This is a genomic window from Streptomyces sp. Y20, from assembly GCF_043195475.1.
GTDB lineage: Bacteria > Actinomycetota > Actinomycetes > Streptomycetales > Streptomycetaceae > Streptomyces.
In genome coordinates, this window is the sequence record NZ_JBIDDP010000001.1 from 102,363 (window position 1) to 128,681 (window position 26,319).

The following is a 26,319-nucleotide window of genomic DNA, read 5'->3' on the forward strand; positions in this document are numbered from 1 at the left end:
CGGGCGAGGCCCTTGTGCCGGCCTCGTCCGGCGTTTCCGTCACCGGCCGATGCTCCATGCCGCCCTGTTCCTCCCGGTCCGGCCCCGTGCCCGTGCGGGCTGTGCCCATCGTCTCCCAGTGCCCCTGGGGGGCCGGTCGACACGCCGGGGACCGACGTCGGCGGCGGCCGTCGCGCGGGTACCCGGCGCCGTATGGAGGACGACGACCGCGACCGACAGGACGACAACGCGACGGCGGCCGAGCGGGCCGCGCGCCGGCAGCTGGAGGCGGACCGGCAGCCCGCCTCCGCCGAGCCGTTCGACCACCCGTACCCGGAGCGCCGGGCGGGGGTCAGGGCCCGGCGCCACATCAGCGAGGCGGCGGCAGCCGCGGACACCCCGCCGGGGATCCCCGGGGGCTACGGCACGACCGGCGGCGGCCAGTCCGGCGCCAGCGGCGCCGCGCACCCGCCGTCCCGCTCCCGCCAGGACCCCGCGACGGTCACACCGGCCGCGGAGCCGGGCAGGGACGACGAGGGGCCGGTGAACCGCTCGGAGGGCTGAGGCCGGCCGGCAGGCGCCGAACCGTGGTCACGGTGCCTCGGGCCGGCGACCCCGGTCGTCGCCGGTACGGCTCTGCCCGTTCTGCGGCTTCGGTGGCGGGGCCTCGCCCGCGTTGAGGTGTTCCAGTACCTCGACCAGTTCCTGGCAGGCCCGCTCGACCGAGCGCCGGGTGTTGCGCTGCTCGATGATCACGGCGGACAGCAGCAGCGCGGTGAGGGCCATGGCACCGTTGAACGCCTGGAGCTTGACCATGACCTCGATCCGGCTGAGCCCCGCGAACGCCCCCACCTCGTCGGTCGCGGCGAGGGTGGCCACCACGGACGTCGCGAGTGCGCACATGATGCTGCCCGCCAGCTGGAACCGCAGGGCCGCCCAGATGATGAGCGGGTAGACGAGGAAGAGCAGGCTGATCGAGCTGTAGGCCGCCAGCGGAACGAGCGCGCAGGCGGCGAGGAGGAGCGCGGTCGCCTCCTTCCACCGGTGGAGCGGCAGCGGCCTGCGGGCGCCGTGCAGCAACAGCAGCAGCGGGGTGACGATCAGGACGCCCATCGCGTCGCCCACCCACCAGGCGAGCCAGACGATCCAGAAGCTGTTGCCGGCCAGGCTGCCCGCCAGCACGAGCAGGCTGACGCCGATGGTCGCGCTGATCAGCATGGCGGTCAGCGCGCCGAGGAACACGAGGGCGAGTCCGTCGCGCAACCGGCTGAGGTCGGTGCGGAAGCCGGCCCGGCGCAGCAGGAGCGCCGCGCACACGGGTGCGGCGGTGTTGCCCAGGAGCACGCCGAGCACCTCGGGGCCGGGCGTGGTGAGGGACAGGACCGCGAAGAAGGCGCCGAGTGTGATGCCGGGCCAGCAGCCCAGTCCGAGGATCAGCAGGGCCGCCACGGCGACGCCGGTCGGCGGCCAGATGGGGGTGACGACGGCTCCCCCGACCGTGAGATCACGCAGCAGGCCGAGCTGGGCCGCCGCGTAGTAGCAGCCGGCGACGCCCAGGATCTGGACGGCGCGGCCGCCCGGCCGGCGCGGCTCCTCGATACCCACCACACCAGCCATCCCACACCGGCGGGTCGGGCTCTGCGAGGCGGGAGCGGGTCCGGTCCGGCCCTATGGCTGACAGGGGGCCGGCTCAGCCGGCCGCGCCCGTACGCCGCCCGGGCCGCATGCCCTCGCACGCCACGGCATGCCGGGCCCGCCCCTCACCAGGTCGCGGCGTGCCCGCCCGGCCTCCGCGCCGGGGTGGTGCTCGGGGCGTCCAGGCCCACGACGAGGACGGCGGCGTCGTCCTCGTGGCCGACGCTCTCGGCGCCCTTGATCACGGCCGCGGCGAGCGCGTGGGCCTCCAGGCCGGCGACAGCGGCGATGCCGGCGAGGCGTACCACCTGGTCGAGGCCGTCCTCCATGTCCAGCGACGGCCCTTCCACGACACCGTCGGTGACCAGGACGAACACTCCGCCGGTGGTGAGCCGGTGCCGGGTCACCGGATACTCGAGGCCCCGGTCGATGCCGAGCGGCGGGCCGCCTCGGTCGTCGACGACGCCGGACTTGCCGTCGGCCGTGGCCCAGACGAAGGGGATGTGCCCGGCCCGGGCGCTCTCCAGCTCGCCGGTGGCCGGGTCGAGCCGCATGAAGGTGCAGGTGGCGAACAGGTCGCCGCCCAGGGAGAGCAGCAGGTCGTTGGTGCGTGCCAAGAGTTCGCCCGGCTCGCCGGTGACGGAGGCGAGGGCCCGCAGTCCGGCCCTGACCTGGCCCATGAAGGCGGCGGCCTCGATGTTGTGTCCCTGGACGTCGCCGATCGACAGCCCGATCCGGCCGTCGGGCAGGGGGAAGGCGTCGTACCAGTCGCCGCCCACGTTGAGGCCGATGTTGGCCGGCGCGTAGCGCACCGCCAGGTGGAGGCCGGGCGCGGTGGGCAGGTCCCGGGGCAGCATGCCGCGCTGGAGCGCGATGGCCAGCTCCACCTGGGTGCGCTGGAGCTCCGCGCGCCGCCGTGCCTGGGCGGTGAGCGAACCGAGTCTGGCCAGCAGCTCGTCGCCTTCGTCCGTGGAGCGTCTGCGGGGCATCGATCACTTCCGCCGGGGCGGTGGCGCGCGGCCGTCCGGCCGCCTGGATGTTCGGCGAACCCCTGAATTTTACCCGTACGGGGTCGTCGTGCCCCGGCGCCGGCCCCCGGGCCGGCATCGCCACCGGTCCCGCTCCCGGCCCGCCCCGGTCCCGTCAGCGGACCTCGGAGTCGATACCGGTGATGATCGCCGGCCCGAGCGGCGCGTTCCCCTCGTCCAGGCCCGCGTCCCGGAGCGCGGAGCCCGCCAGCCGCCGCGCCTCCTCCTCGGCGTGCGGGCCGGTGTCCGCCTCGACGGTCAGGCGGAGGGTGAAGGTGTTGTCCTCGTTGAGGCTGAGCACGTCGAGGTCCTCGGCGTTGCCCATCCGCGTGCCGTGCGGGTCGGCGGGCCGCAGCGCCCGGGCCAGCCGGGTACGGGCATCGTCGCCGATCCCGTCGGTGAAGGTGCCGGGCACGCTGATCACGTAGGTCGTCATGGAACGGTCCTTTCCTTCCTCGGGCGTCTCGCCTACCCCGATCCACGGCGTTCGCACAGCCGGTCCCCCGAAAGGAGGCCGATACCGGCCGCGTGCGACGGGGCGCGGCCGGGCGGGCGGACGTACCGCGGCGGGGCGCGGATTCCCCTCCGCCGTCACCCGGACGGTGGACGTGCCCGTGTCGGCTGCCGGGCCGCGCGGGGGCCAAGTGGCAGATTACGGGTGCGGCCCCGGTCCGCTCCCGCATCCCTCGTCGAAGGACACCGCCATGCGCCTGTCTCGTCCGCTCACCGCCGTACTCGGCGCTCTCGCCCTCGCCCTCACCGTCACCGGTCCGGCGTTCGCCGTCGACGGCACGTTCACCTGGATCGGTCCGCACGGCAAGGCGTACGTCATCACCGACCCGCCGGGCCACCGGTGTCTGGACATGGCCCAGGAAGCGCGCGGCGCGCACAACGGGACGAAGAGGCCGCTCGTCGTCTACACGCGCAAGAAGTGCAAGGGGACGGCGCTGCGGCTCGCCGCCGGCCGGTCGGCGCCCGCCGGCGCGCACTTCGCCAGCGTCGTCTTCGACCCGCGCTGACCCCGCCGCCCCGACCGCGCCGGCCGACGCCCCGACCGCTCCGCCGCCTTCCTGGCCCGCCTGGTCTTCCTGGCCCGCGCCGCGACGGTTCTCCGGGGGCTGGTCAGATCCAGCCGTCGAGCGCCCCCATGAAGCCCTCGAAGTCGTCCCGGTAGAGCGTGTGGCCGGCGCCTTCGACGGTGCGGATCTCGAAGCCCCGCCGGGTCGGCTCGCAGTCCAGGCCGGCGCGGTGGAGTTCGCCGGCGCCGGCCAGCACCACCAGGGAGGGCACCACCGGGCGGGCCGGTGTCCGGCCTACCGCGTAGATGCCGGGCAGCACGGCGGCCGTGGCGGGGTCCCAGGCGGCCAGCGTGGCCGGTTCGATGTCCACGTCGATGTCGTCCCAGCGCGGATCGAGGTTCCGGATCATGGAACGGCCGGCGGTCTTGAACGCCGCCAAGCAGGCGGAGGCCGCGACCAGTTTCTCGCGCACCTCCCAGGCGGGGTCGCAGTAGGCGGCCCGGGCGGGCGCCAGCCGTTCGACGGCGCCCGCCAGGACCATGGCCCCCAGCGAGTGGCCGATCGCCAGCTCCGCACCCACGGGGAGGGTCTCCACGAGGTCACCGGCCCACTGTTCGGGGCTGTACGCGCCCCGGCCGCTGGCACCGTGGCCGCGCAGGTCCACGGCGATGACGCGGTATCCCTTGTCCGCCAGGACGGGTGCGACCCGGTGCCAGGTGCGGTGGTCGGACATGATCCCGTGCACCAGCACGGCGATCCGGTCGCCGGTCCCCCACTCGTGCGTGTGCAGCCTCATCGGCGGTCTCTCCCGCCGCCGGACCTCACCGGACCCGGTCGGATCATGTCATCGCGGGCCGGGCCGGAAGCACCCTCGCGAAGACCTCGAAAAGGGTGTGGTTATCATATGAGCGCTGCCTAGCTCGAAAGATGGACCTGTGACTGTCAACGACGACTCGTTCACCAACTGGAAGATCCGCGAGGAGATCGCGGAGTCGATGATCCCGCTCATCGGGAAGCTGCACCGCGAGCGGGACGTGACCGTCCTGCTGCACAGCCGCTCCCTGGTGAACAAGTCGGTGGTCAGCATTCTCAAGACCCACCGCTTCGCCCGCCAGATCGCCGGTGCGGAGCTCTCGGTCACCGAGACCATGCCGTTCCTTCAGGCGCTGACCGACCTGGACCTCGGGCCGTCGCAGATCGACCTCGGCATGCTGGCCACCCTCTACCAGGCCGACGAGCGCGGTCTGAGCGTGGCGGAGTTCACCGCCGAGGCCGTCGCCGGTGCCACCGGCGACAGCCGGGTCGAGCGCCGCGAGCCGCGCGATGTCGTGCTGTACGGCTTCGGCCGCATCGGCCGGCTCGTCGCCCGTCTGCTCATCGAGAAGTCGGGCTCCGGCAATGGCCTGCGACTGCGCGCCATCGTCGTGCGCGGCGGCGGCCGGGGCACCGGGGACCTCGTCAAGCGCGCCTCACTGCTGCGCCGGGACTCCATCCACGGCCAGTTCCAGGGCACGATCACGGTGGACGAGGACAGCAGCACGATCGTCGCCAACGGCAACGAGATCAAGGTGATCTACGCCGACGACCCGTCGCACGTGGACTACACCGAGTACGGCATCCGCAACGCCATCCTCATCGACAACACCGGCAACTGGCGCGACCGCGAGGGCCTGTCCAAGCATCTGCGCCCCGGCATCGAGAAGGTCGTGCTGACCGCGCCGGGCAAGGGCGACGTCCCGAACATCGTGCACGGGGTCAACCACGACACGATCAAGCCCGACGAGCAGATCCTGTCCTGCGCCTCCTGCACCACCAACGCGATCGTGCCGCCGCTGAAGGCGATGGACGACGAGTACGGCGTGCTGCGCGGGCACGTGGAGACCGTCCACTCGTTCACCAATGACCAGAACCTGCTGGACAATTACCACAAGTCCGAGCGCCGTGGCCGCTCCGCGCCGCTCAACATGGTGATCACCGAGACGGGTGCCGCCTCCGCCGTCGCCAAGGCGCTGCCGGACCTGAAGGCGAAGATCAGCGGCAGCTCGATCCGGGTGCCGGTGCCGGACGTCTCCATCGCGATCCTCAACCTCCAGCTGGCCCGCGAGGCCAGCCGCGAGGAGGTCCACGAGTACCTGCGCGAGGTGTCGCTCACCTCGCCGCTGAAGCGGCAGATCGACTTCATCACGGCACCCGACGCGGTCTCCAGCGACTTCATCGGCTCGCGCCACGCCTCGATCGTGGACGCCGGCGCCCTCAAGGTCGACGGCGACAACGCGATCCTCTACCTCTGGTACGACAACGAGTTCGGCTACTCCTGCCAGGTCGTCCGCGTCGTCCAGCACGTGTCGGGCGTGGAGTACCCGACCTACCCGGCCACGGCGGTCTGAGCCCCCGCGCCCCGCGTCGCCTACCGCCGCCGGCCGGAATCCCCGGCCGGCGGCGGTCGTGCCGGGCGCGTGCGGTCAGGCCACGGCCGGCCGCGCGCAGGCGCCCGCGGCGCACGCGGTGAGCCACTGGTCGAAGTCGGCGTCGTAGCGGGTGCCGATGCCGTCGTGGTAGACCGCGTATCCGCCGGCGTAGTCACCGACGCGGAAGCGGGCGAGCATGCGCTGCACGTCGTCGGGGTGCCTGTCGAGCATGTAGCGCACGGCGAGGTAGCCCCACGGGTAGGTGCGGGTGACATCGCTGTTGTCGTAGGTGCTGCCGAACAGGGTGCTCAGCCGGTACGTGTGCTTGCCGGCCTCCTGGGCCGCCTGGTCGTAGGCCAGGCCCCGGTAGCTGTAGGAGACGTACTCGGCGAGGCCCTCGATCCACCACACGTCCGGCACCGAGATCTGCCGGCCGAAGTCGCCCAGCATGTCGTCGCGGGCGTCCAGGAAGTGCGTGTACTCGTGGTTGAGGTTCCAGATACGAGCCGCGAAGCCGTCGTCCTGGTCCTTCTGGTACATGATCGACATCGGCTGGTTCGCCGGGTCCGACGGGTCGCCGCCCAGCGTCATGCCGCCGTTGTCGGTGCTGATGCCGTACATGGGACCGGCGTACGTCTGGTAGTCGGCGCGGCTGGCGAAGACGACGAGCTGGAGCGTGGAGGCGTACTGGCCGGGTATCGCGCCGTCGGCCCGCACGATGCCGCGGAAGTAGGCGTCCTGGCGCAGCACTCCGGCGCAGGCCGCGTCGAGGTCGGCGTCGGTGAGCGCCTGGGCGTGGACGGTGACGTTCGCGTCGCAGTGGCGGGTGACGGGCAGGACGGCGTGGGCGAGCTTGTCCGGCAGGCCGCACACGTCGTAGTAGCCGCAGTCGGCGCCGTCGTAGGAGGCCGCCTGAGCGGCCACCGCCACCCACAGCCCGGCCGTCGGGCCGGTGATCGCGGTCCGGTCCAGCAGGTCCTTCACCAACGGCCGGACGGTGTCCCGAAGTTCGGGGTGTTCGGTGTAACGGGCAAGGTTCATCCCGGCGTTGGAGTCCAGGAAGGCCAGGGGCGTGCCGAGCCGGTCGGTGTGGGCCAGCGCGAAGTGGTACAGGGTGCCGGTGATCCGCGGGTCGGCCGCGACCGCCCGTACGTACTCCGGGTTCCAGTTGCCGCGCCACAGCGGCGTGTAGACGTCGTTGACGGCCCTGACCATGCTGCCGACCGGGTCGTACGTGCTGTCGTAGGCGGTCAGCAGCCGCCGGTAGACGGAGAGGTAGCGGCCCTGCCGGTCGGCGCTGTCGGTGAGGATGACGGTCTCGCCGAGGATGTCGCCGTTGGCCGCGGAGACGTCACGGGAGTGGGGGCGGGCGAAGAAGGCGTCCATGCCGGCGGTGACGGCCGTGGTGAGGCGCGGGGTGTACGCGCCCACGTCCCCTGGGTGGTTGAACTGCGCGTAGTAGCCGGCGCGCAGGAAGAGGACGAGCTGGAGCAGGCTGCCGGAGTTGTCGCCGCGGTAGCGCCGGGCGGTGCGTGTGAACGCGTTCGCGACGGTCAGCATCTGGGACTGGCGGAAGACGTCGTAGGCGTCCTTGCCCGTGACCGGGAACAGGGTGTTGACGCAGTCGGCGGTCGCGGCCTTCACGTAGGACACGAGCGCGGTTCCGGTGCGGCTGCCGAAGTCGGCCGGGGTGCAGGAGGAGGTCTTCACCGTGCTCGCCGCCGGCCGGGTGAATTCGGGCTGCTGGGGCCGGAGTCGAGCCGGGCTGAGGCGCCGGGCCTGGACCGCGGGACGCTCGGTGGGGAAGGTGGTCGCGGCGGCGGGCGACGGCACGGTGGGGTGCGGGCGGGCCGGGGTGGCCGTGCCGGGGCGGGCCGGGGTGGCCGCGAGCGCCGGAGTGGACAGCAGGCCGGCCAGGGTCACGCAGACGGCGGCTGCGCCGGCCAGCCGCGTGGCCGGGCGGCCGGCTCCGCGGCCGGGCAGCGCGAATCGATAGCGCATCGGGATTCCTCCACGAAGGGATGCGCCCCGGTGGGGTGTCGAGGCGTGTGACGCACTGTCTCAGCGCACCTTCGCCCCAACAATGGCGTGTGACATAGCACATGGCACCGGTCGCTCATAACATCGCGGCGGGCTCCGCCCGGTCACGCCGGGGCGCGTACCGCGCGCACCCGCCCCGGCGTGCTCACCGCTGCCGGGTGCCTATCCGCGCCAGGGGCCGGTCACCGCGAACGTGGTGCCGGGGGTGTAGCAGTTGACGAACATCGTCCTCCCGTCCGGGGCGAAGGTGACCCCGGCGAACTCCCCCCACTCGGGCGCCTGCGCCGTCCCGACGTTCTGCCGGCCCCGGGCCATCGCGTACACCTCGCCCGTGCGGGTCACGCCGAAGACGTGCTGCGCGCCGCTGCCGTCCTCGCACACCATCAGGCCGCCGCCGGGGGCGAGGCAGATGTTGTCCGGGGACTCTCCGGGCAGCTGCACGTCGGTGTCCGGGCCGAACACGACGACCAGGGTCAGCCGGCGGCGCGCCGGGTCGTAGCGCCAGATCTGGCCGTAGTGGTCGGCCGCCGAGCCGTCCGCTCCGCGGGCGAAGGACGACACGAAGTACACGCGGCCGCCGCCCCAGTAGCAGCCCTCCAGCTTCTGCGCGTGCGTGATGCCCCCGGCGCCGTAGTCCTGGAACCGGGTGGGGGTGGTGGCGGCCGACGGGTCGGGTACGTCCACCCACTCGATGCCGTCGAAGCGCGCGCCGGTCTCCTGGATCGTGGACAGGTCCCGGACACCGGGGACCCGCATCGCCTGGAGCCGGCCGCCCGCGCGCAGCGAACCCGCGCCGCCCAGCGGCTTCTCCGGCAGGAAGCGGTAGAAGAGGCCGAACGGCTTCTCGAAGGCGTCCTCCGTCTCGTAGACGACGCCCTGGCGCGGGTCGACCGCGATCGCCTCGTGCTGGAAGCGGCCCATCGCGGTCAGCGGGACGGCACCGGTGCGGTGGGGGTCGGTGGGGTGGACCTCGAAGACGAAGCCGTGGTCCTTGGTGTAGCCGTTGGTGCCCGCCCTGTCCTCGGTCTCCTCGCAGGTCAGCCAGGTGCCCCAGGGGGTGTGCCCGCCCGCGCAGTTGACGGCCGTGCCCGCGAGGGCGACCCGTTCGGACAGCACGCGGTGGTCCCCGTCGAGCGTGAGGGCCGTACAGCCGCCCTTGCCCGCCGGGTCGTAGGTGAGGCCGCTGACGACCGGTACCGGGAACTCGGCGGTGACGCGGTTCTCGTGGTTGCGGACGAGGTGCGTGCGGCCCCCGTGGCCGGCGAAGGCGGCCATGCCGTCGTGGTGGGAGGGGACGGGGCCCTCCCCGGAACGTAGCCGGTCGCCCTCGCGGGAGAGCACCTTGTAGCGGAAGCCTTTCGGCAGATCGAGGAGGCCTTGCGGGTCGGGGACGAGGGGGCCGTAGCCGGTGCGGCCCGGGTCGTACGCGGCGGCGGTGCCCGCGAAAAGCTCGGACAGGGCCCCGGTGAAGGCGATGCCCGCTCCCAGGGCGCTCGCGCGGGCCAGGACCTGACGGCGTGTTGCAGACATGCGGTGGCAGCCTTCCTGCTGGCGGACAGGAACTGTGACCCCGCCGTGTCCACCACCTGGTAGGGGCCGCCGGAACTACGCGCGGAGCACGTGTCACCCTCCGACTGCGCGCGGTCCCCGTGCGTCTACGCTCCGACGCTCCAGGTCCGGGAGGCCCAGGTGCGCAGGTGCGGGGCCTGGGCGACGAGGTCGCGGTACGCGGCCGTGGCGGACCCCAGCAGCGTCTCCGCCACGGCGTCGCCGACGGTGTCCGGTCGCCACGCCAGGACGTAACGGCACCACAGCGGGGAGCCGGCCAGCGGTTTCACCAGGATGTGCGGGACGGGCCGAAGCGTCGGCTGCACGAGGGAGACGCCGAGCCCGTCGGCGATCATGCTCTGCAACTGGGCCTGGTCGCCGAGGAACTCGTGGACGGTGAGCGGCGTGAAGCCGGCCGCCGTGCAGGCGTCGTAGAACACGCCGGGCCAGCCCGCGCCGTCGTCCGGGGTGACGAACCAGGCGTCCTCGGCCAGGTCGGCGAGCTGTATCTGCGCGCACTGCCGGAGCCGGTGCCGGGCGGGCAGGGCGACGAACGTCGGTTCGGTCACGATGCCGCGGTGCCGGACGCCGGCCGAGTGCCGCAGCTCCATGCCGGGGTAGTCGGCGGCGATGGCGGCGTCCACCGCGCCCTCCTCCAGCAGCTCCACGATCCGCGAGGAGGCGTAGACGCTGGTGACGGCGAGGGACAGTTCCGGCAGCCGGGCGCGGACGCGGGAGACCGTGCCGGACAGCATGGGTGAGTTAGTGGCGGCCACCCGCAGGGTCCGGTGCGGAGGGCCGGCGGCGCGGCGGTGGCCGATCGCGGCGGCGCGGGTGAGCACGTCCCGGGCCTGCTCGACGACCTCGGCGCCGTACCGTGTCGGCCGCACCCCGCTCGGGCCGCGCTCGAAGAGCGGCTCGCCGAGGTGGCGTTCGATGCGCCGCAGCTGGGTGCTCACGGCGGGCTGCGAGTACCCCAGCTGTGCGGCGGCACGGCCCACGCTGCCCGCGTCCGCTATCGCGCACAGCACCCGCAGGTGCCGCAGCTCCAGCTCCATCGTTCCACTCCTCGTTCGTTCCCGCGGCCGGTCGCACGCCCCGGCCCGCGCCCCGTGCGCGCGGGCGGCGGACCGAAGCGTTCCATGGCGTCCTGCGCGGCACAAGCCGCAGGTCCGCCAGGGTGCGCGGGGTCACGCCGGCCGGAGCCGCCCGCTGCGCGGGCGCGGGTGTGTCCTCGGCCCGCCCGACCGCACGGCCCGGGACCCGTGCGCCCCTGTGGCCGCGTCCGTGCCGCGCGGGACAGCGGCGCCGACGCGGGTGCCCCCCGGTGTCACACCCCCGTCACCGCCGGCTCAGACCAGGTGGGCGAAGACGACCAGGTTCTCGGTGTAGTCCCGCACCGAGTGGTCGTAGGCCCCGGAACAGGTGATCAGCCGGACCTCGGGGCGGTCGGCGTCCGCGTACACGCGTGAGCTGGGGAAGTCGTCCTTCGGGAAGGACTCGGCGTCGTCCACGACGAAGTCGGCGGTACTCCCGTCGGCCCGCTCCACGGAGAACCGGTCACCGCGTGTCAGCTGGTCGAGGCCGGCGAAGACCGCCGCGGAGACCGCCGTGTCGACGTGCCCGGCGATGACCGCGGTGCCCTTCTCGCCCGGTGAGGCGCCCTTGGCGTACCAGCCGACGAGATTGGTGTCCGCGGCGGGTGGCGGCTCCAGCTGGCCCGAGGCGGCGAGGGACAGGGTGGTGAAGGGGGCGTCGACGGAGATCTTCGGAATGAGCAGGCGGGTCGGCTCGGACCGGGGCAGCGCCTCGCCGACCCGGTGCGGGTCGGCCGGCGCGGCGGCCGTCACGCCCGGGGGACGGGGCAGTGCCCCCGGCGTGGGGGCCGGCCGCTGGTGGCCGCCGAACATGCTGACGGCGAGGACGGCCACCGCCACACCCCACAGCGTCAGCCGCCCGCCGTGGCCGGAACCGCGTTCGTCCGGCGCGGAGGACGGGGAGGACGAATCTGCTGCCATCGGACACCACCTCACTCGGGCACGGCAGCACGGGACTCGGGGCTGGTAGGGCGCGCGCCGCGGGGACGGCGTCCGGGGCCGGGCACGGGCCGCCGGCATGGAGGTGCGCCGGCGGCGTCCGCAGCCCCTGGGACGGGCCGTCCCTCAGGACGCCGGCTGGACGGCCTTCTTGCGGCGCAGCGCGTACGCGCCGGCGGCGCCTACGGCCAGGACGGCGATGCCGCCCGCGGTGGCGCCGGGAGCGGCGAGCGCACCGCCACCGGTGTGCATGCCGCCGCGCGGCTTCTCGTGGTCGTCGCCCCATCCACCCTTGTCGTGACCGCCGCCGCCCTTCTCACCGCCGCCCTTTTCTCCCTTTTCCCCCTTGTCTCCCTTGTCTTCCTTGTCCCGGTAGGTCTCGGGGTCGAACCGGCTGTCGTCGCGGTCCGAGCCCCAGTCGTCGCCGCGCACCGCGGCGAGCGCTCCGCCACCCGTGTGCATTCCGCCGCGCGGCTCGTCGTGCTCGCGGCCGCCCTCGTGCTTGCTGCCGTAATCCTTGTCCTGATCCCTTCCGGAGTCCTTGTCGTGATCCCCGCCGGAGCCCTTGTCGTGATCGCTGTCGGAGTCCTTGTCGTGGTCACGGCCGGAGTCGCTGTCGTGCTCCTTGCTGTACGAGGAGTCGTCGTGATCGCCGGCGGGGACGGCGAACGCGGCTCCGGGAGTGGCGAAGGAGAAGGCGGCGGCGGCAGCCGCGGTCGCCAGGAGCATGCGGGCAGGGCGCATAGTGATGTCCTTCCGCCATGGCCGGTCAGCGGATACCACATCAGCTGGGTGGACCCGGCCCTGACATGAACCACCGTCAGTGAGGCCATCGCCTCCCACCATCCGAGCCGTCCAGCCGGGTCACCACGCCACCCGTCTGCCCCAGTGCCACTGCCCCGCGGCCCCCGTACGGGTCAACCGGGGAGGCGGGCGCCGCATGCCGTGGAGCACTCCCAGCGGGCCCGGCGGCCCGGTCCGGTGCGTCGACCGGGCGGGCCGGATCGGCACCACCGGCACGGTCACCTCCCGGTACCGGCGGACGGCGCCGGGAAGGTGCCCCCGCGGCCGGCGGCCGGCCCCGGCCGCGCGGTGTGGCTCACGGAACCACTCCGGAGCGCCCCCGGCCGGGTCCGCGTGCCGATCCGGTGATCCCCGCCCCTTGTTATGACAGCTGTCATAACGCAGGCTGGTGCCCGACAGCACGGCAGGCCGACGCGGTGGGAGGAAGCAGTGGCGGACGGAATGGCGCGAGCGCTGTGGGAACGGTACGAACCGGTGCACGACCTCGTGTACTTCGCCCCGGAGGCGCACCGGGCGGCGGACGGGCTCGGCCTGCGCGGCTACTGGATGGGCTACTTCGCCCTGCGCGCCGCCCCCCTGGGCGCGGTGTCCCCGTCCGTGGTGACGAGCTGTTTCTACGTCTTCCATCCCGCCCGGGTCGCCCGGGCGCTGCCGGACGCCTGGCGGTACGCGGCCCCGGTGGACGTGCTGGCGGCCCGGGAAGAGGCGGTGAACGCGGCGATGACCCGCCTGTTCGGGACCGACACCGTCGGCTCGGCCGACTTCGCCGAGGCCGCGGACCTGGCATGGGAGGCCGCGGCGGCGGCGGACACCACGGGCCGGGTGCTGGCCGCCGCCAACCAGGCGCTTCAGCGCCCGGAGCGGCCCGCCGCCCGCCTGTGGCAGGCCCTGACGACCCTGCGCGAGCACCGGGGCGACTCGCATGTCGCGGTACTGGTGAGCCTGGGGCTCGGACCGGTCGACGCCATGGTGCTCAAGGCGGCGGCCGGCGAGTCCGACGGGGCGTTCCTGCGGACGACACGCAAGTGGGAGGAGGCCGACTGGGACGCGGCCGTGGCACGGCTGCGCGCGTCCGGCCGGCTCGCGGCGGACGGCACGCTCACGCCGGCGGGAGCCGCGGTACGCGCGGAGACGGAGGCGCGCACCGACGCGGCGGCCGAGGGGCCGTGGTCCGCGCTGGGAGCCGAGCGCGCCGGGCGCCTGGCCCGCCTGCTGGAACCGCTGACGGCGGCCGTCCTCGGCTCGGGCCTGCTGCCCCCCGGCAATCCGGTGGGGCTGCCCCGCACGCCACACCCCGTCGCCGGCTGAGTCCGGCGCGGGCGCGTCCGGTGCCGTACCGGGGGCGGACCGAGGGGACGCACCGTACGGGGGGGTAAACCGAGGGGACCGTGCCGCTAGGGGGCAAGCCAGGCATCCGGTGCCGTGCGGAGGGGGCGAACCGGGCATCCGGCGCCGTACAAGGGGCAGGGCGCCGACCGCCGCGCGGGATCCCGCCGCACGGAAGTGAGCCCCGGTGGGGCCGGCCCCCCGAGCGGACACCCCCGCGCACGTGGAGCCGGGCCCGACGGCCGGGTCCTGCGGCGGCATCAGCCGACGGCGCCACCCCCGTTACCCCGTCACCACCGCTCACGCTTCCGCCGAGGTGTGCCCCGGCGGGCGGGTCCGAGGCCGAAGTGGCCGACGCGTGCGCGGCGTTGGGGCGGTACGCTGGGGTCGTGGTCAACCGGGACGAGGGTCCGGGGCAGGTGGCGGCCCGGCTCACCGGGCGTCCGGCCGGCCGGGTGCGCACGACGCCGGGGGCACCGGCCGAGGTGCTGCTGGACGGCGGGACTCCGGTGATGGTCAAACGCGGTGACGGCCCGGGGGCCGTGCGCGCCGAGGTGGCGGGACTGCGCTGGCTGGCCGCGGCGGACGCGGTCCGGGTGCCGGCGGTGCTCGGGCACGACGAGCACTGGATGGTGACCGAGCGGGTGGCGACCGGCAGCCCCGGTCCCGAGGCGGCGCTCCGTTTCGGCCGGGCCCTCGCCGCCCTGCACGCGGCCGGCGCGCCCCACCTGGGGGCACCTCCGCCCGGCGGCCCCGAGGACGCCTACATCGGGGCCGCGCCCCTGCGCAACGCGCCGGGCACCGACTGGCCCCGCTGGTACGCCGAACACCGCGTGCTGCCCTATGTGCGCGGCGCGGTCGACCGGGGCACGCTCCGCCCCGGTGAGGCGGCCCTGTTCGAGCGGGTCTGCGAGCGGCTGCCGGAACTGGCGGGCCCTGCGGAGCCGCCTGCCCGGCTGCACGGCGACCTGTGGAACGGCAACGTGCTGTGGGGCGCGGACGGCGAGGTCCAGCTCATCGACCCGGCCGCGCACGGCGGACACCGGGAGACGGACCTGGCCATGCTCCGGCTGTTCGGCTGCCCCCAGCTGGACCGCATCGTCGCCGGCTACCAGGAGGTGGCCCCGCTGGCAGACGGCTGGCGGCAACGGGTGGGCCCGCACCAGCTCTTCCCGCTCCTCGTGCACGTCGTGCTGTTCGGGCGGTCGTACGCGGAACGGGCCCTGGAGGTCGCGCGGGAGGCGCTCACGCGCTGACCCGGGCTGCCGTCCGCCCGGTCACGGCCGGTCTCCCCCGCCCGGATGCCGGGTACCCGTACGCCGAGGGGTCACGGGCGCGGCGAGCCGCGGGCGGGCCGCGGCCACCCGGTCGCGTCGACGGAACAGCGCGGTGCCGTCTTCCTGCTCAGGCACGGTCCCGGGCCGTGTTCCGGCGCGTGATCACGGAACGTAAGGAAACCAATCACCCGTTCGACTCGTATAAGGACGTGAAAGCCTAATCAGGGAGAGACCATGCAACCGTTCACGCTCAACTACGCTCGGCCCGCAGTGGAGTTGGACGTCACCACACCGTACGCGTACGACTCCGGACTGCAATTGAACGTCCTCCCGGACGGGCGCGCGGCTGCCACCGATCACGCCACGTTGAGAGCACTCGGCACCACGACCTCGACCGCCGGTTCCAAGACGCACTTCGACGACTGAACCGCGGGCGTCGAGAGATGACCGTGCTCATCCTGACCAGTGAAGAGGACGTGACGGCGGACATGGTGGTCCTCCGGCTGGGCGAGGCGGGCGTGCCCGTCGTCCGGCTCGACCCCGCCGATCTGACCAACGGGGTGGCCCTGTCGGGCGAGTTCGTCCACGGCGCCTGCCGGGGACACCTGTCCGTCGGCGGGCGGCTGGTCGGCATCGGCGGTCTGCGCTCCGTGTGGGTGCGCAGACCGGGAACCCCCGCGGCCCGCGCCGCCCAGCCGTCGGCCTGGCTGACGGAGGAGTCGTCGCAGGCGCTGTACGGCATGCTGCGCGCCAGTGACGCCCGCTGGATGAACCACCCGGACGCGGCCCGCCGGGCCCGCCACAAGCCCTGGCAGCTTCGCCTCGCCCAGGGCAGCGGCCTGCCGGTGCCGGCCACGCTGATCACGACGTTCCCGCAGGCGGCGCGGGCGTTCGCGGAGCGCTTCCCGGACCTGGTGGTCAAACCGGTCTCGGGCGCGCATCCGCAGGAGCCGCCGCGGGCGGTGCCGACGAGCCGGGTCGCACCGGACGCCGACTTCACCGCGGTCGCCTTCGGACCGACGCTGCTGCAACGGCGGATCGCCAAGCGGGCCGACATCAGGCTCACCGCCGTCGGCGGCACGCTGCTGGCCGCGCGCAAGCCCACCGACCCGGACGCCGGTCCCGACGACGTGGACGTCCGCTTCGCCCCGTCGGTCTCCCCCTGGCTGCCCGCGGATGTGCCGCCGCGCGTCGCCGAGGGCGTGCTGCGCTACCTGCGGGACGCGGAACTGGCCTACGGTGCCTTCGACTTCGCGGAGGACGCGGACGGGATCTGGTGGTTCCTGGAGTGCAACCAGGCCGGCCAGTTCGGGTTCGTGGAGATGGACACCGGGCAGCCGATCGCCGCCACCATCGCCGCATGGCTCGCCCAGGAGACGGATCCGGGCCGCGGGTGTGCGCAGGGTGAGGGGAGTACGGCATCTTGATGATGCGGGGGACGGCTCGGAGAGAGGAACGCGACATGCGCATCGGACTGCTGGGAACGGGCCCGTGGGCACGGGCGGCCCACGCCCCCGCCCTGGCCGGGCACACCGGGCTGGAGTTCGCCGGTGTGTGGGGGCGCCGGCCGGAGGCGGCCACGGAGCTGGCGGAGCAGTACGACGTGCCCGCCTATGCCGACGTGGACGCCCTGCTGGCCGACGTGGACGCGGTGGCGGTCGCCCTGCCGCCGTCCGTGCAGGCCGGATTCGCGGTGCGGGCGGCAGCGGCGGGCCGGCACCTGCTGCTCGACAAGCCGCTGGCGCTGTCGGTCGCCGAGGCACGGGCCGTCGCGGACGCGGTGGAACGGGCCGGGGTGGCGTCGGTGGTGTTCTTCACCGCGCGTTTCCAGAAGGAGCCGGAGGCCTGGATCGAGGAACAGGCCACGGTGGCGGGCTGGTTCACGGCGCGGGCGCAGTGGCTCGGGGCGGTGTTCACGTCCGGCAGCCCGTTCGCGGCGTCGCCGTGGCGGCGGGAGAAGGGCGCCCTGTGGGACGTCGGCCCGCACGCCCTGTCGGTGCTGCTGCCGGTCCTGGGCGACGTACGGCAGGTCGTGGCGGCGGCACACGGTCCGGCGGACACCGTCCATCTGGTCCTCGACCATGCCACGGGCGCGTCGAGCACGCTCACCCTGAGCCTGACGGCCCCGCCCGCGGCGGCCGGGGCCGACGTGGAACTGCGGGGCGAGGCGGGGGTCACCGCCCTGCCGGGGAGCTCCGAGGGGGCGGTTCCCGCGCTGGCCCGGGCCGCCGACGCCCTGGTGCGGGCGGCCCGCACCGGCCGCCCGCACCCCTGCGACGCCGCTTTCGGCCTCCGCGTCACCGAGATCCTGGCGGCGGCGGAAACCCGCCTGTCGGAGGGCCGTTCGCCGGAGGGCACCGACTAGGGTCGGTCTTTCGTTCGGGTCGGAGACCGGCCGGCGGTGGGGCACCGCCGCGTGGACGGTGCCTGGCACGGCCACCGGGCGGCCGGCGGGGTCATCCGGCGCCGGTGGCGTTCGCCCAGTAGTTGACGCGTTCCCGTACGACGGGGTAGCCGGCCGTGGTGAAGTGCGCGGCCATCGGGAAGTTGCCCTGGTCGGTGGCGGCGGCGATGAACTCGGCGCCCCGCGCGGCGAGGAAGTGGGTGCACTCGGCGAGCAGGTCGTAGGCGTAGCCGCGGCCGCGGTGTTCCGGCACCACTCCGATGAAGCCGACGCACGGCCCGGAGGCGTTGCCCGCCGGGATGTGGATGCCGACCGGGTCGCCGCCAGGGGTGCGGGCGACCTGCCACCAGGCGCGCGGGGACGGTAGCCCCCGCAGGATGTCCAGTTCCTCCTGGGCCGCCCGGTCCACGCCGCCCTCCTCGACGGCCCGGCGGGCGTGCGCGTCGAGGGTGGCGGAGTGGATGCGGCGCAGGAGGCCGTGGAGGACGGCGTCGTCGGGTTCGGGCGTGAAGTGGAGCCTGCCCGGCCGCTGGGGCAGGCCCAGGTCCCGGGTCCAGCGGTAGAGGTAGCGGTCCACCAGGGGGAAGTATCCGGCCTGGCGCGCGGCGGTGGCACGCGTGCCGGCGGCGACCCGCAGGCGCGGGTCGTCGCGCCAGCCGGCGGGCAGGTCGAGTTCCAGTTCGGGGGTCTGCCAGGGCGCGGTCCGCAGCAGTTCGGCGCCCGCGGCCTCCTCGCCCTCGGCGACGTCGAACCAGTTGATGACCAGCGGCTCGGGATCCTGGGGGCGGCCCCACCAGGCGGCGCGGGCCACGGTGCGGCCGTCACGCAGCGCGACGCGCTGCCAGTCGGGACGGTAGCGGGTGCTCCGGTGCTTCTCGGCCAGGGCGAGTGGGTCGGGCATGGCACGGAACAGGGCGGCACTGCTCGCGTCGAGCGTGCGGATGACCAGGTCGGTCATGGATTCCTCCGGGATGCGTGCGGGTGCGGCGCTCCCGGTCGGATCAGGCGCGGCACGCCGGCGGCACGGGGAGGGGGGAGCGCTCGATGGTGGTGACCTGCATCGTGCTCGCCTCCTTCGTCCGTCCGCTCGGGGCGTGGTGCCCCACAGGCTAGGCGGCCCGCGGGGCGGGCGTCCACGGGTTTTCGGCGGCGGTCCGGTGTGCCCGGCGGCGGGCCGCGCCGACGGTGGCGGCGTAGCGTGGGGATGTGGGAACGGTGCGCGGCTGGTCGTCGCACGGGGACCGGGAGAATCGCGGCTGGCTGCGGGGCGCGCCACCACCGTGGTGGGTACGGGTGCTGCCCGTGCTCCTGCTCGCGGCGGTCACCGTCGCCACGCTGGTGACGCCCGCCGCGCGTGATGTCGGCTTCCTGCTGGGCGCCATCCCGCCGCTGGCCGTCCTGTCGTACGGCCCGGTGATGACCGGGGTGCTGGGCCTGGGCGTGATCGTCGTGCTGAACGTGCCGGCCACGCATCTGAACCGGCCCGGCAGCACCGACCTGCTCACCATCGTGTTCGTGGCCTCGCTGAGCGTGTTCGTGTCCTTCGTGCGCAGCCGCCGGGACGCCCAGCTGGACACGGAACGGGCTATCGGCGAGGCGGTGCAGCGGGCCGTGCTGCCGCCGCTGCCGGAGCGGGTGGGGCGGGTCGGCTGCGCGGCCTTCTACCGGACCGCCCAGAACGGCACGCTGGTCGGCGGGGACTTCTTCGACGTCCGGGAGGGGCCGTGCGGGGTGCGCGCGGTGATGGGGGACGTACGGGGGCACGGGCTGGCGGCGGTCGCGACGGTGGTGTCGCTGCTGGGAGCGTTCCGGGAGGCGGCCCTGGACCAGCCGGACCTGGAGTCGGTGGCGGCCCGCATGGACCGCCGGCTGGCGGTGGACTCTGCGGACGTACGGCACGCGGAGCTGTTCGCGACGGCACTGCTGCTGGAGTTCGCCGGGGGTACGGCCGCGGTGCGGCTGGTGGCGTGCGGTCATCCGGCGCCCGTCCTGCTGTGCGCGGGGAAGGCACGGGAGGTGGCCGTCGCACCCGGTCCGCCGCTGGGGATCGGACTGGTGGACGTCGACCCGCCGAAGGGGGTCACGGTGGCTCTCGGTCCGGGTGACCGGCTGTTCCTGGCCTCGGACGGGGTGTGGGAGGCGCGGGACGCCACCGGCACCTTCTATCCGCTGCCCGAGCGGCTGGCCGCGCTCGCCCGTACCCCGTCGGCGGAGCTGCCGGGAGCGGTGTGGGCGGATCTGGCCCGGCGGCGCTACGAGGTCCGCGACGACGCCACGATGCTGGTGCTGTCACCCGGGCCCCCGGCGGCGGCCTGACCCGCTCGCGGGCGTCCCGGCCCCTCGCCCTCCCTTCTCTCCCGGTGGTCAGCCGACGTCCCACAGGAAGCGGTGCGTGTGGATGCCGAAGTACGGGAAGGACCGGATCTCGCGGACGCCCTCCACGGGGCGCACCACGTCGTTGACGAAGTCCAGCAGTTCCTTCGGGCCGGGGGCGACCACCTCGGCGAACAGGTCGAAGCCGCCCGAGGTGAGGACGGAGTAGACGACCTCGGGGCGTTCGGCCAGGGCGTCGGCGACGGTGCGGGGGTCGCCGTCGACGCCGATGCCGAGCAGGGCCATGGCCTGTCCGCCCATGGCCATCGGGTCCGTGACGCCGACCACCTGGACGGCCCTGGAGTCGAGCAGGCGCTGCAGGCGCTGCCGGGCCGCCGAGGCGGACAGGCCGACCCTGGGGCCGAGGTCGGCGTAGGCGATACGGCCGTCGGCCTGGAGTTCCCGCAGGATGGCGCGATCGATGTCATCCATGTCCTTCATGTCCTTTATGTCCTTCGTGGCCGTCTGTCCCGACTCCCTCCCGGCCTTGCTCAGCCGGCCAGTTCGGCGAGCGCCGCGGCGAAGACCTCGGTGTGGGTGTCGACGTCCTGCTCGGTGGTGTCGGGGCACATCAGGGCCATGTTGTGGAACGGGGTGAGCAGGATGCCCCGGTTGGCGAGGTAGAGGTGCAGGAAGTCCTCCAACTCCGGGTCGGCGGCCGTCGCGGACTCGGTGCCGGTGCGCGGGGCCGGGGAGGTGAAGCGGTACTCGGTGCGGGCTCCGAGGCGGCTGACAGACCAGGGCAGTCCGTGTGCCTGGACGGCGGCCCGGACACCCGCCTCGAAACGCTCGGCCAGGGTGGCCATCCGGGCGAACGCCTCGTCCGTGAGCACGTGCTCCAGGGTGGCCCTGGTCGCCGCGACCGACAGGGCGTTGCCGGCGAGGGTGCCGCCGACGCCGCCCATGTCGACCAGGTCCAGGTCGGCGCGGGCCAGCAACCGGTCGGCGAGTTCGGCGGACAGGCCGTAGGCGCCGGCCGGGATGCCGCCGCCGATCGCCTTTCCGATGGTGAGCAGGTCGGGCTCCAGGCCCCAGGCGGCCGTACAGCCGCCGGGTCCGGCGGAGAAGGTGTGCGTCTCGTCGTTGATGAGCAGGGTGTCGTACCGCCGGGTCAGTTCACGGACGCCGGCGAGGTAGCCGGGTTCGGGCAGCACGATGCCGATGTTGGTGAGGGCGGGCTCCATGAGGACGGCGGCGACGTCGCCGCAGGCCAGCTCCCGTTCCAGCCCGGCGAGGTCGTTGAACTCGGCGACCCTGCTGGTCAGCGTCACGTCGCAGGGCGCGCCGACGTTGCCGGGGCGGGCGGTGCCGGTGCCGTCCGGGCCGGTGACGATCAGCGACTCGTCCACGCTGCCGTGGTAGCAGTAGCTGTTGACCAGGATCTTCGGACGGCCGGTGACGGCACGGGCGAGCCGGATCGCCCAGCGGTTGGCGTCGGTCGCGGTGAGGGAGAAACTCCAGCGCGCCAGGCCGAACCGGCGGGTCAGTTCGGCGCCGGTCCACTCGGCGTCCTCGGTGGGCAGCATGGCGGTGGCTCCGCCGAGGTCGGCGTACCGCCGCTGGACCGCCTCGGTGACCGGGGCGGGTGAGTGGCCGGCCATCGCACCGGTGTCACCGAGGCAGAAGTCGATGTACTCGTGCCCGTCGATGTCGGTGACCCGCGCGCCGCGCGCCCCGGCGAGATAGCGCGGGAAGGCGCCGGCGGTCTTGTTCATCCACGTCATCGGCACCCGGCCGAAGAGGTGGTCGGCGCCCGCGTAGGCCGCTCGCGAGCGGGGGTTGCGGCGTTCGGCCTCGGCGCTCTCGTGGGACAGGAGGGCGGGCAGCCGCGTGCGGTCCATGGAGAACCTCCCGGAGTCGGCGACGGAATGCCGTGACCATACGACCGAAGAGGCGGCTGATTCAACCGATCACAACCGATTCCAGTGTGCGGACGAGCGAAACGCGTGTCCAGGTGCCGGCCGCTCACCGTGCGGGTGACGCGTCCCCCCTCATCCGGCTGACGAACCGGCAAGCGGAGTTCGAACGCCCCGGCTCAAACGCCACGGTTCGCCACCCCTTCCGCGCCGTAGAAGTATCTACAACCATGCAGGTGCCGGGTGGGCGTACGGACACGCGCAGGGCCCGGTCACGGTTGCTCCCTGCGCTCAGGCAGGCGGGCGAGGAGACCCGGAGCAGCGCATGACGCACACGATGTGGACGCGGGGCGTGGAGTGGCTGGCCGCGGCGGCGGCCGACCCGCGCGGCTGCAAATGGGAGTGGGATCACGGCGAGGGCATCGCCCTGCTGGAGGCGGGCCGCTTCTGGGACTTGCTGAGCGTCCCCGACCGGCTGGGCCTGCTCACCCTGGACCTGCTGTGGCGGCCCGCGCTGCCGGTGCCGGGGCCGACCCTGGTGGACACCGCGGCCGGGCGGGTCGGCTTCCTGCTGCCGCCGGATCCGACCGGGGGCTGGGTCGGCGCCGGACTGCGGTACGCGAGCAAGGGGACGTGGGTGGCCGTGCCGCCGCCGTACCGGCCCGCCCGCTATCTGGAGTGGCTCGTACCACCCGACGGCACCGGCACCCTCCACGCGCCCGGTGCCCTGGAGGACGCGCTGCGGCAGGCCAACGGCACCCTGGCCGTCCTGGCGCCCCTGTGCGGACGGTAGCGGATCCAGCGGATCACGCCCGGCCGGGCCCGCGCCGGGAGGGGACGGCTGGGCCGAAGAGCGCCGTCCACAGCGCCTCGGGCTCGGCGGGGACGGTCCGCCTCTGCGCCCGCCACCGCGCGACGAGCCCGGCGCAGACCGGCTCCCGGCTGCTGTCCACCCGGCCCGGCAGGCGGCTTCGCCCGTCTTCTCCGGCCCGCCGCGTGCGTACGGGAGGAGGCCCGGCCGGCCGGCGTTCCCGCCCGTCTTCTCCAGCCCGCCGCGTGCGTACGGGAGCAGGCCCGGCCGACCGGCATTCCCGCCCGTCGGCTCCGGGCCCGCCGCGTGCGTACGGGACGGGTCCGGCCGGCGCGCGCGGTGCCCAAGGCGCTCCTATGCTGGGGAGATCCGGGCTCGGACGTCTCGCTCAGGTCGCTTCTCACGCGTCGGTCACGTGGTTGGAGTCAGCCCATGTCGCCTTCGTCCGCACGCCTGCGCAGGGGGGCCACCGCCGCCGCGCTCGCGGGAACGCTGTTCGTACCGTTCGCCGCGGGGACGGCACCGGCCGCCGTACCTGCCGCGTCCACCTCGGACACGCCCGGCCCCTCGGGTCCGGATGTCCGCGCCCTCACCCCCGACGTGGCACGCCAGGTCGACGCGGCCGTACGGCGGGTGAGGCGCGAGACCGGCACCCCCGGCGTGAGCGTGGGCATCTGGACGCCGGGACAGGCCGGTTACGTCCGCTCGTTCGGCGTCGCCGACAAGTCGACCGGCCGCCGGATGACCCCGGACATGTACACGCGCATCGGCAGCGAGACGAAGACGTTCACCGTGACCGCCCTGCTCCAGCTCGTGGACCGGGGCGAGCTCGGCCTGGACGACCCCATCGGCAGGTACATCGCCGGCGTGCCCAACGGCGACAAGATCACCTTGCGCCAGCTGGCCGGCATGCGCAGCGGGCTGTTCAACTACTCGGAGGACGACGCCTTCTTCAAGGCGCTCACCAGCGACCCCCGGCGCCCCTTCACGCCCCGGCAGTTGCTCGCCTACTCCTTCAAGCACCCGGTGCTCTTCCAGCCGGGCGAGAAGTTCTCCTACAGCAACACCAACCTGATCCTGCTCGGCCTGGTCGTGGAGCAGAAGAGCGGGCAGCGCCTCGGTGACTACATCCAGCGGCACATTCTCGGTCCGGCCGGCATGACGCACACCCTCTTCCCCGCCGGCAACGAGTTCCCCGCGCCGCACCCGCAGGGCTACACCGACCAGACGGCGGACGGGAAGACCGCGGACAGCGCCGGCTGGGACCCGTCCTGGGGCTGGGCGGCCGGGGCGATGATCTCGACCCTGGACGATCTGCGCATCTGGGCGCCCACCGTGGCCACCGGCCGACTGCCCGACGGGAAGCGGATGGTCGGCGCCGCCACGCAGAGGCAGCGCCTCATCACCCCGGCGACCTCGATCCCGGGCGCCGGGTACGGGCTGGGCATCTTCGACGTGCAGGGCTGGATCGGCCACAACGGCTCCCTGCCCGGCTACGAGTCGCTGACCGTCTACCTCCCGTCGACGCGCACGACGCTGGTGATCGTCCTCAACACCGACATCGCCCACGGCAACGACGAACCCGCCACGCTGTTCGGTCAGGCGGTCACACGGATCGTCTCCCCCCGGCACGTGTTCGACCTGCCGGCCGAGCCGGCGGCCAGGTGAGGCGCGCAGCCGCAGGTGACCGAAGGACGGGCGGTACACCGGACATGGCTCCGCCGGCGGCCTGGGGGGGATAGGCCGCCGGCGGAGACGCCACGCCCGGGGCGGGGGGACGTCCTCGGGCGGTCCTCCCTCGTCTGCCCCGGCTCCCGGAAAGTACGCACATCGATTTCGGACTCGGGGCGGCGGGGCCGTAGGGGTCCGCGGGGCGGTGGGCGGCGGGGGGGAGCCGGTGCGTCAGTGCGTCGAGGGCGCAGAGGGCCGACCCGAGGGCATCGTCTGCCCTACCGGGGCGCGCCGGGTCCGGGGACGCCGCCACGACAGGTATGACGCCGTACCTGTGCCGAACGGGTCCGCGGCTCCAGGCGGGTGCCGACGGGGCACCGCCCCTGCGCGCAGGGCGTCCACCGACGGAATAAGCTCGTCGAATGGCGAAGTACTTCGACGTGCACCCCGACAATCCGCAGACGCGCAGCATCGGCCAGGTCGCCGACGCGGTCCGTTCGGGGGCGCTCATCGCATATCCGACCGACTCCTGCTACGCGCTCGGCTGCCAACTCGGCAGCCGGGACGGCATGGACCGGATCCGCTCCATCCGCCGGCTGGACGACCGGCACCACTTCACGCTGATGTGCCGGGACTTCGCGCAGCTCGGCCAGTTCGTCCGGGTGGACAACGACGTGTTCCGGGCCGTGAAGGCGTCGACGCCCGGCAGCTACACGTTCATCCTGCCGGCCACCCGCGAGGTGCCGCGCAAGCTGCTGCACCCGAAGAAGAAGACCGTGGGCGTGCGCATCCCCGACCATGTGGTCACCCAGGCGCTGCTGGCGGAGCTGGACGAGCCGCTGCTGTCCAGCACCCTGCTGCTGCCGGACGAGGAGGAGCCGCTGACCCAGGGCTGGGAGATCAAGGACCGGCTCGACCACGTGGTGGACGCGGTGGTCGACTCCGGGGAGTGCGGCACCGAGCCGACGACGGTGGTCGACTTCTCGGGCGGGGAGGCGGAGATCGTCCGCCGGGGAGCCGGCGACCCGAGCCGCTTCGAGTGAACGCGCGGGAGCCCGCGTACGCGGCCGTCGCCCTGCCTCCCACCGCCGCAGCGACACACGACGGCGGAGCCGCGCCCGCCCCGGTGGCCGACCGCTGGGCCGGGCCCGCCCGGTAGCCGGTCCCCGGCCCTGACCGCGGCCGGGCGCCGCTCTCGCGGCTCGGCTCGCCGATCTTGCGTGGCAGCATGGGATCAGTCGTGGCGCCGGGCAGGGAACCGCCCGCGTCCGTCCCCGAGGGAAGGGCTTCTCATCGTGACCGATGTCCGGGCGACCAGCGTCGACATCACCACCGAGGACGGTGTCGCCGACGCCTGCCTCGTCCAGCCGGCCGACGGGGACCCCCGCCCGGCCGTGCTTCTCTACCAGGACGCCTACGGGCTGCGCCCGCACCTGCGGTCGATGGCCGAACGGCTCGCCGCCGCCGGCTACACGGTGCTCGTGCCGAACGTCTTCCACCGCCTCGGCCGGGCCCCGGTGCTGGAGCTGCCCGCGTTCATCGACCCGGCCGCCGACCCCACCATCTGGGAGCGGCTCGGCCCGATGCTGGCCGGCCTGACACCCGACCTGGTCAAGCGGGACGCGGGCGCCTATCTGCGGTGGCTGGCCGGCAGTCCGGCGGCGGCCGACGGCCCGGTCGCGGTGACCGGCTACTGCATGGGCGCCCGGCTCGCCCTGTGGACGGCGGGCGCCCACCCGGACCGGGTCGCGGCGGTGGCGGGCTTCCACGGTGGCCGCCTGGCCACCGACGACCCGGGCAGCCCGCACCTGGAGGCGCCGGGCATCACCGCGGAGCTGTACTTCGGGCACGCCGACGACGACCCGTCGCTGCCCCCGGAGCAGGTGGCGCGCTTCGAGGAGGCCCTGACGGCCGCCGGGGTACGGCACACGTGCGAGGTCTACGCCGGCGCGCACCACGGTTTCACGCAGGCCGACACACCCGCCTACGACCGGGAGGCCGACGAACGGCACTGGGCGGCTCTGCTCGGCCTGCTAGAACGCACCTTCTGACGCGGGGTGAGGCGCCCGCGGACCGGCGGGCGCCGGACCGATCTGGTCCGGAA

Annotated in this window: 25 protein-coding genes; 13 read left to right on the forward strand and 12 right to left on the reverse strand. The window is 74.1% G+C overall.

Going from position 1 to position 26,319, the window contains the following annotated elements; all coding sequences use genetic code 11:
• Window positions 1-192 precede the first annotated feature (192 nt).
• Complete coding sequence (locus tag ACGFT1_RS00475) at window positions 193-543, forward strand: hypothetical protein (RefSeq protein ID WP_373906798.1); 351 nt, start codon at window positions 193-195, stop codon at window positions 541-543.
• 27 nt (window positions 544-570) lie between these two features.
• Here the strand turns inward: ACGFT1_RS00475 and ACGFT1_RS00480 are convergent, their stop codons facing one another.
• The 3 genes from ACGFT1_RS00480 to ACGFT1_RS00490 form a co-directional block, all read right to left on the reverse strand.
• The gene (locus ACGFT1_RS00480) at window positions 571-1,596 is read right to left on the reverse strand and encodes an MASE1 domain-containing protein (RefSeq protein ID WP_373906799.1); all 1,026 of its coding nucleotides are present in this window, start codon (window positions 1,594-1,596) and stop codon (window positions 571-573) included.
• A 143-nt stretch (window positions 1,597-1,739) separates the two neighbouring features.
• On the reverse strand, window positions 1,740-2,603 hold the full coding sequence (locus tag ACGFT1_RS00485) for a PP2C family protein-serine/threonine phosphatase (RefSeq protein ID WP_373906800.1): 864 nt from the start codon (window positions 2,601-2,603) through the stop codon (window positions 1,740-1,742).
• 154 nt (window positions 2,604-2,757) lie between these two features.
• Window positions 2,758-3,078, reverse strand: a complete 321-nt coding sequence (locus ACGFT1_RS00490; RefSeq protein WP_373906801.1) for a hypothetical protein — start codon at window positions 3,076-3,078, stop codon at window positions 2,758-2,760.
• A gap of 268 nt (window positions 3,079-3,346) precedes the next feature.
• On the opposite strand from ACGFT1_RS00490, the gene ACGFT1_RS00495 reads away from it, so the two are divergent.
• Complete coding sequence (locus ACGFT1_RS00495) at window positions 3,347-3,661, forward strand: hypothetical protein (protein WP_373906802.1); 315 nt, start codon at window positions 3,347-3,349, stop codon at window positions 3,659-3,661.
• A gap of 103 nt (window positions 3,662-3,764) precedes the next feature.
• Here ACGFT1_RS00495 and ACGFT1_RS00500 read toward each other — a convergent pair whose 3' ends face one another.
• Window positions 3,765-4,457, reverse strand: coding sequence for an alpha/beta fold hydrolase (locus ACGFT1_RS00500; RefSeq protein ID WP_373906803.1), 693 nt, complete (start codon window positions 4,455-4,457; stop codon window positions 3,765-3,767).
• A 139-nt stretch (window positions 4,458-4,596) separates the two neighbouring features.
• On the opposite strand from ACGFT1_RS00500, the gene ACGFT1_RS00505 reads away from it, so the two are divergent.
• Window positions 4,597-6,048, forward strand: a complete 1,452-nt coding sequence (locus ACGFT1_RS00505) for a glyceraldehyde-3-phosphate dehydrogenase (protein WP_373906804.1) — start codon at window positions 4,597-4,599, stop codon at window positions 6,046-6,048.
• Window positions 6,049-6,123: 75 nt separating this feature from the next.
• Here ACGFT1_RS00505 and ACGFT1_RS00510 read toward each other — a convergent pair whose 3' ends face one another.
• The 5 genes from ACGFT1_RS00510 to ACGFT1_RS00530 all read right to left on the reverse strand — a co-directional run bounded on the left by ACGFT1_RS00510 (window position 6,124) and on the right by ACGFT1_RS00530 (window position 12,437).
• Window positions 6,124-8,070: a collagenase gene (locus ACGFT1_RS00510; RefSeq protein WP_373906805.1), complete on the reverse strand. Its 1,947-nt coding sequence runs from the start codon at window positions 8,068-8,070 to the stop codon at window positions 6,124-6,126.
• Between the two features lie 201 nt (window positions 8,071-8,271).
• Window positions 8,272-9,639 carry an alkaline phosphatase PhoX gene (locus ACGFT1_RS00515; protein ID WP_373906806.1) on the reverse strand — a complete coding sequence of 456 codons (1,368 nt, stop codon included), beginning with the start codon at window positions 9,637-9,639 and terminating at the stop codon, window positions 8,272-8,274.
• Between the two features lie 125 nt (window positions 9,640-9,764).
• Window positions 9,765-10,715: a LysR family transcriptional regulator gene (locus ACGFT1_RS00520; RefSeq protein ID WP_373906807.1), complete on the reverse strand. Its 951-nt coding sequence runs from the start codon at window positions 10,713-10,715 to the stop codon at window positions 9,765-9,767.
• A 294-nt stretch (window positions 10,716-11,009) separates the two neighbouring features.
• The gene (locus ACGFT1_RS00525; RefSeq protein ID WP_373906808.1) at window positions 11,010-11,675 is read right to left on the reverse strand and encodes a class F sortase; all 666 of its coding nucleotides are present in this window, start codon (window positions 11,673-11,675) and stop codon (window positions 11,010-11,012) included.
• 144 nt (window positions 11,676-11,819) lie between these two features.
• On the reverse strand, window positions 11,820-12,437 hold the full coding sequence (locus tag ACGFT1_RS00530) for a hypothetical protein (RefSeq protein ID WP_373906809.1): 618 nt from the start codon (window positions 12,435-12,437) through the stop codon (window positions 11,820-11,822).
• Window positions 12,438-12,926: 489 nt separating this feature from the next.
• Here ACGFT1_RS00530 and ACGFT1_RS00535 point away from each other — a divergent pair, with 489 nt between their 5' ends.
• The 5 genes from ACGFT1_RS00535 (at window position 12,927) to ACGFT1_RS00555 (ending at window position 17,465) form a co-directional block, all read left to right on the forward strand.
• Window positions 12,927-13,805 (forward strand): hypothetical protein, encoded by an 879-nt coding sequence (locus ACGFT1_RS00535; protein WP_393732554.1) that lies wholly within the window; start codon window positions 12,927-12,929, stop codon window positions 13,803-13,805.
• Window positions 13,806-14,212: 407 nt separating this feature from the next.
• Window positions 14,213-15,079 carry a fructosamine kinase family protein gene (locus ACGFT1_RS00540; protein ID WP_373906811.1) on the forward strand — a complete coding sequence of 289 codons (867 nt, stop codon included), beginning with the start codon at window positions 14,213-14,215 and terminating at the stop codon, window positions 15,077-15,079.
• Between the two features lie 255 nt (window positions 15,080-15,334).
• Window positions 15,335-15,526: a putative ATP-grasp-modified RiPP gene (tgmA, locus tag ACGFT1_RS00545; protein WP_373906812.1), complete on the forward strand. Its 192-nt coding sequence runs from the start codon at window positions 15,335-15,337 to the stop codon at window positions 15,524-15,526.
• Between the two features lie 17 nt (window positions 15,527-15,543).
• Entirely contained in the window at window positions 15,544-16,527 is a 984-nt protein-coding gene (tgmB, locus tag ACGFT1_RS00550) for an ATP-grasp ribosomal peptide maturase (RefSeq protein WP_373906813.1), read from the forward strand.
• A 35-nt stretch (window positions 16,528-16,562) separates the two neighbouring features.
• A complete protein-coding gene (locus ACGFT1_RS00555) occupies window positions 16,563-17,465 on the forward strand; it encodes a Gfo/Idh/MocA family protein (RefSeq protein WP_373906814.1) in 903 nt (300 codons plus the stop codon).
• 91 nt (window positions 17,466-17,556) lie between these two features.
• On the opposite strand, the gene ACGFT1_RS00560 is transcribed toward ACGFT1_RS00555, so the two are convergent.
• The gene (locus ACGFT1_RS00560) at window positions 17,557-18,462 is read right to left on the reverse strand and encodes a GNAT family N-acetyltransferase (RefSeq protein ID WP_373906815.1); all 906 of its coding nucleotides are present in this window, start codon (window positions 18,460-18,462) and stop codon (window positions 17,557-17,559) included.
• Between the two features lie 248 nt (window positions 18,463-18,710).
• On the opposite strand from ACGFT1_RS00560, the gene ACGFT1_RS00565 reads away from it, so the two are divergent.
• Window positions 18,711-19,820 (forward strand): PP2C family protein-serine/threonine phosphatase, encoded by a 1,110-nt coding sequence (locus ACGFT1_RS00565; RefSeq protein WP_373906816.1) that lies wholly within the window; start codon window positions 18,711-18,713, stop codon window positions 19,818-19,820.
• A 48-nt stretch (window positions 19,821-19,868) separates the two neighbouring features.
• Here the strand turns inward: ACGFT1_RS00565 and ACGFT1_RS00570 are convergent, their stop codons facing one another.
• Both ACGFT1_RS00570 and ACGFT1_RS00575 read right to left on the reverse strand, forming a co-directional pair.
• Complete coding sequence (locus ACGFT1_RS00570; protein WP_373907627.1) at window positions 19,869-20,309, reverse strand: Lrp/AsnC family transcriptional regulator; 441 nt, start codon at window positions 20,307-20,309, stop codon at window positions 19,869-19,871.
• A 59-nt stretch (window positions 20,310-20,368) separates the two neighbouring features.
• Window positions 20,369-21,718, reverse strand: a complete 1,350-nt coding sequence (locus ACGFT1_RS00575; RefSeq protein ID WP_373906817.1) for a transaminase — start codon at window positions 21,716-21,718, stop codon at window positions 20,369-20,371.
• 340 nt (window positions 21,719-22,058) lie between these two features.
• On the opposite strand from ACGFT1_RS00575, the gene ACGFT1_RS00580 reads away from it, so the two are divergent.
• From ACGFT1_RS00580 to ACGFT1_RS00595, 4 genes are all read left to right on the forward strand, one after another.
• Window positions 22,059-22,526: a hypothetical protein gene (locus ACGFT1_RS00580; RefSeq protein WP_373906818.1), complete on the forward strand. Its 468-nt coding sequence runs from the start codon at window positions 22,059-22,061 to the stop codon at window positions 22,524-22,526.
• Window positions 22,527-22,976: 450 nt separating this feature from the next.
• Window positions 22,977-24,212 (forward strand): serine hydrolase domain-containing protein, encoded by a 1,236-nt coding sequence (locus ACGFT1_RS00585; protein WP_373906819.1) that lies wholly within the window; start codon window positions 22,977-22,979, stop codon window positions 24,210-24,212.
• 425 nt (window positions 24,213-24,637) lie between these two features.
• Complete coding sequence (locus ACGFT1_RS00590) at window positions 24,638-25,258, forward strand: L-threonylcarbamoyladenylate synthase (protein ID WP_373906820.1); 621 nt, start codon at window positions 24,638-24,640, stop codon at window positions 25,256-25,258.
• Between the two features lie 252 nt (window positions 25,259-25,510).
• Complete coding sequence (locus ACGFT1_RS00595) at window positions 25,511-26,266, forward strand: dienelactone hydrolase family protein (protein ID WP_373906821.1); 756 nt, start codon at window positions 25,511-25,513, stop codon at window positions 26,264-26,266.
• Window positions 26,267-26,319: the final 53 nt, after the last annotated feature.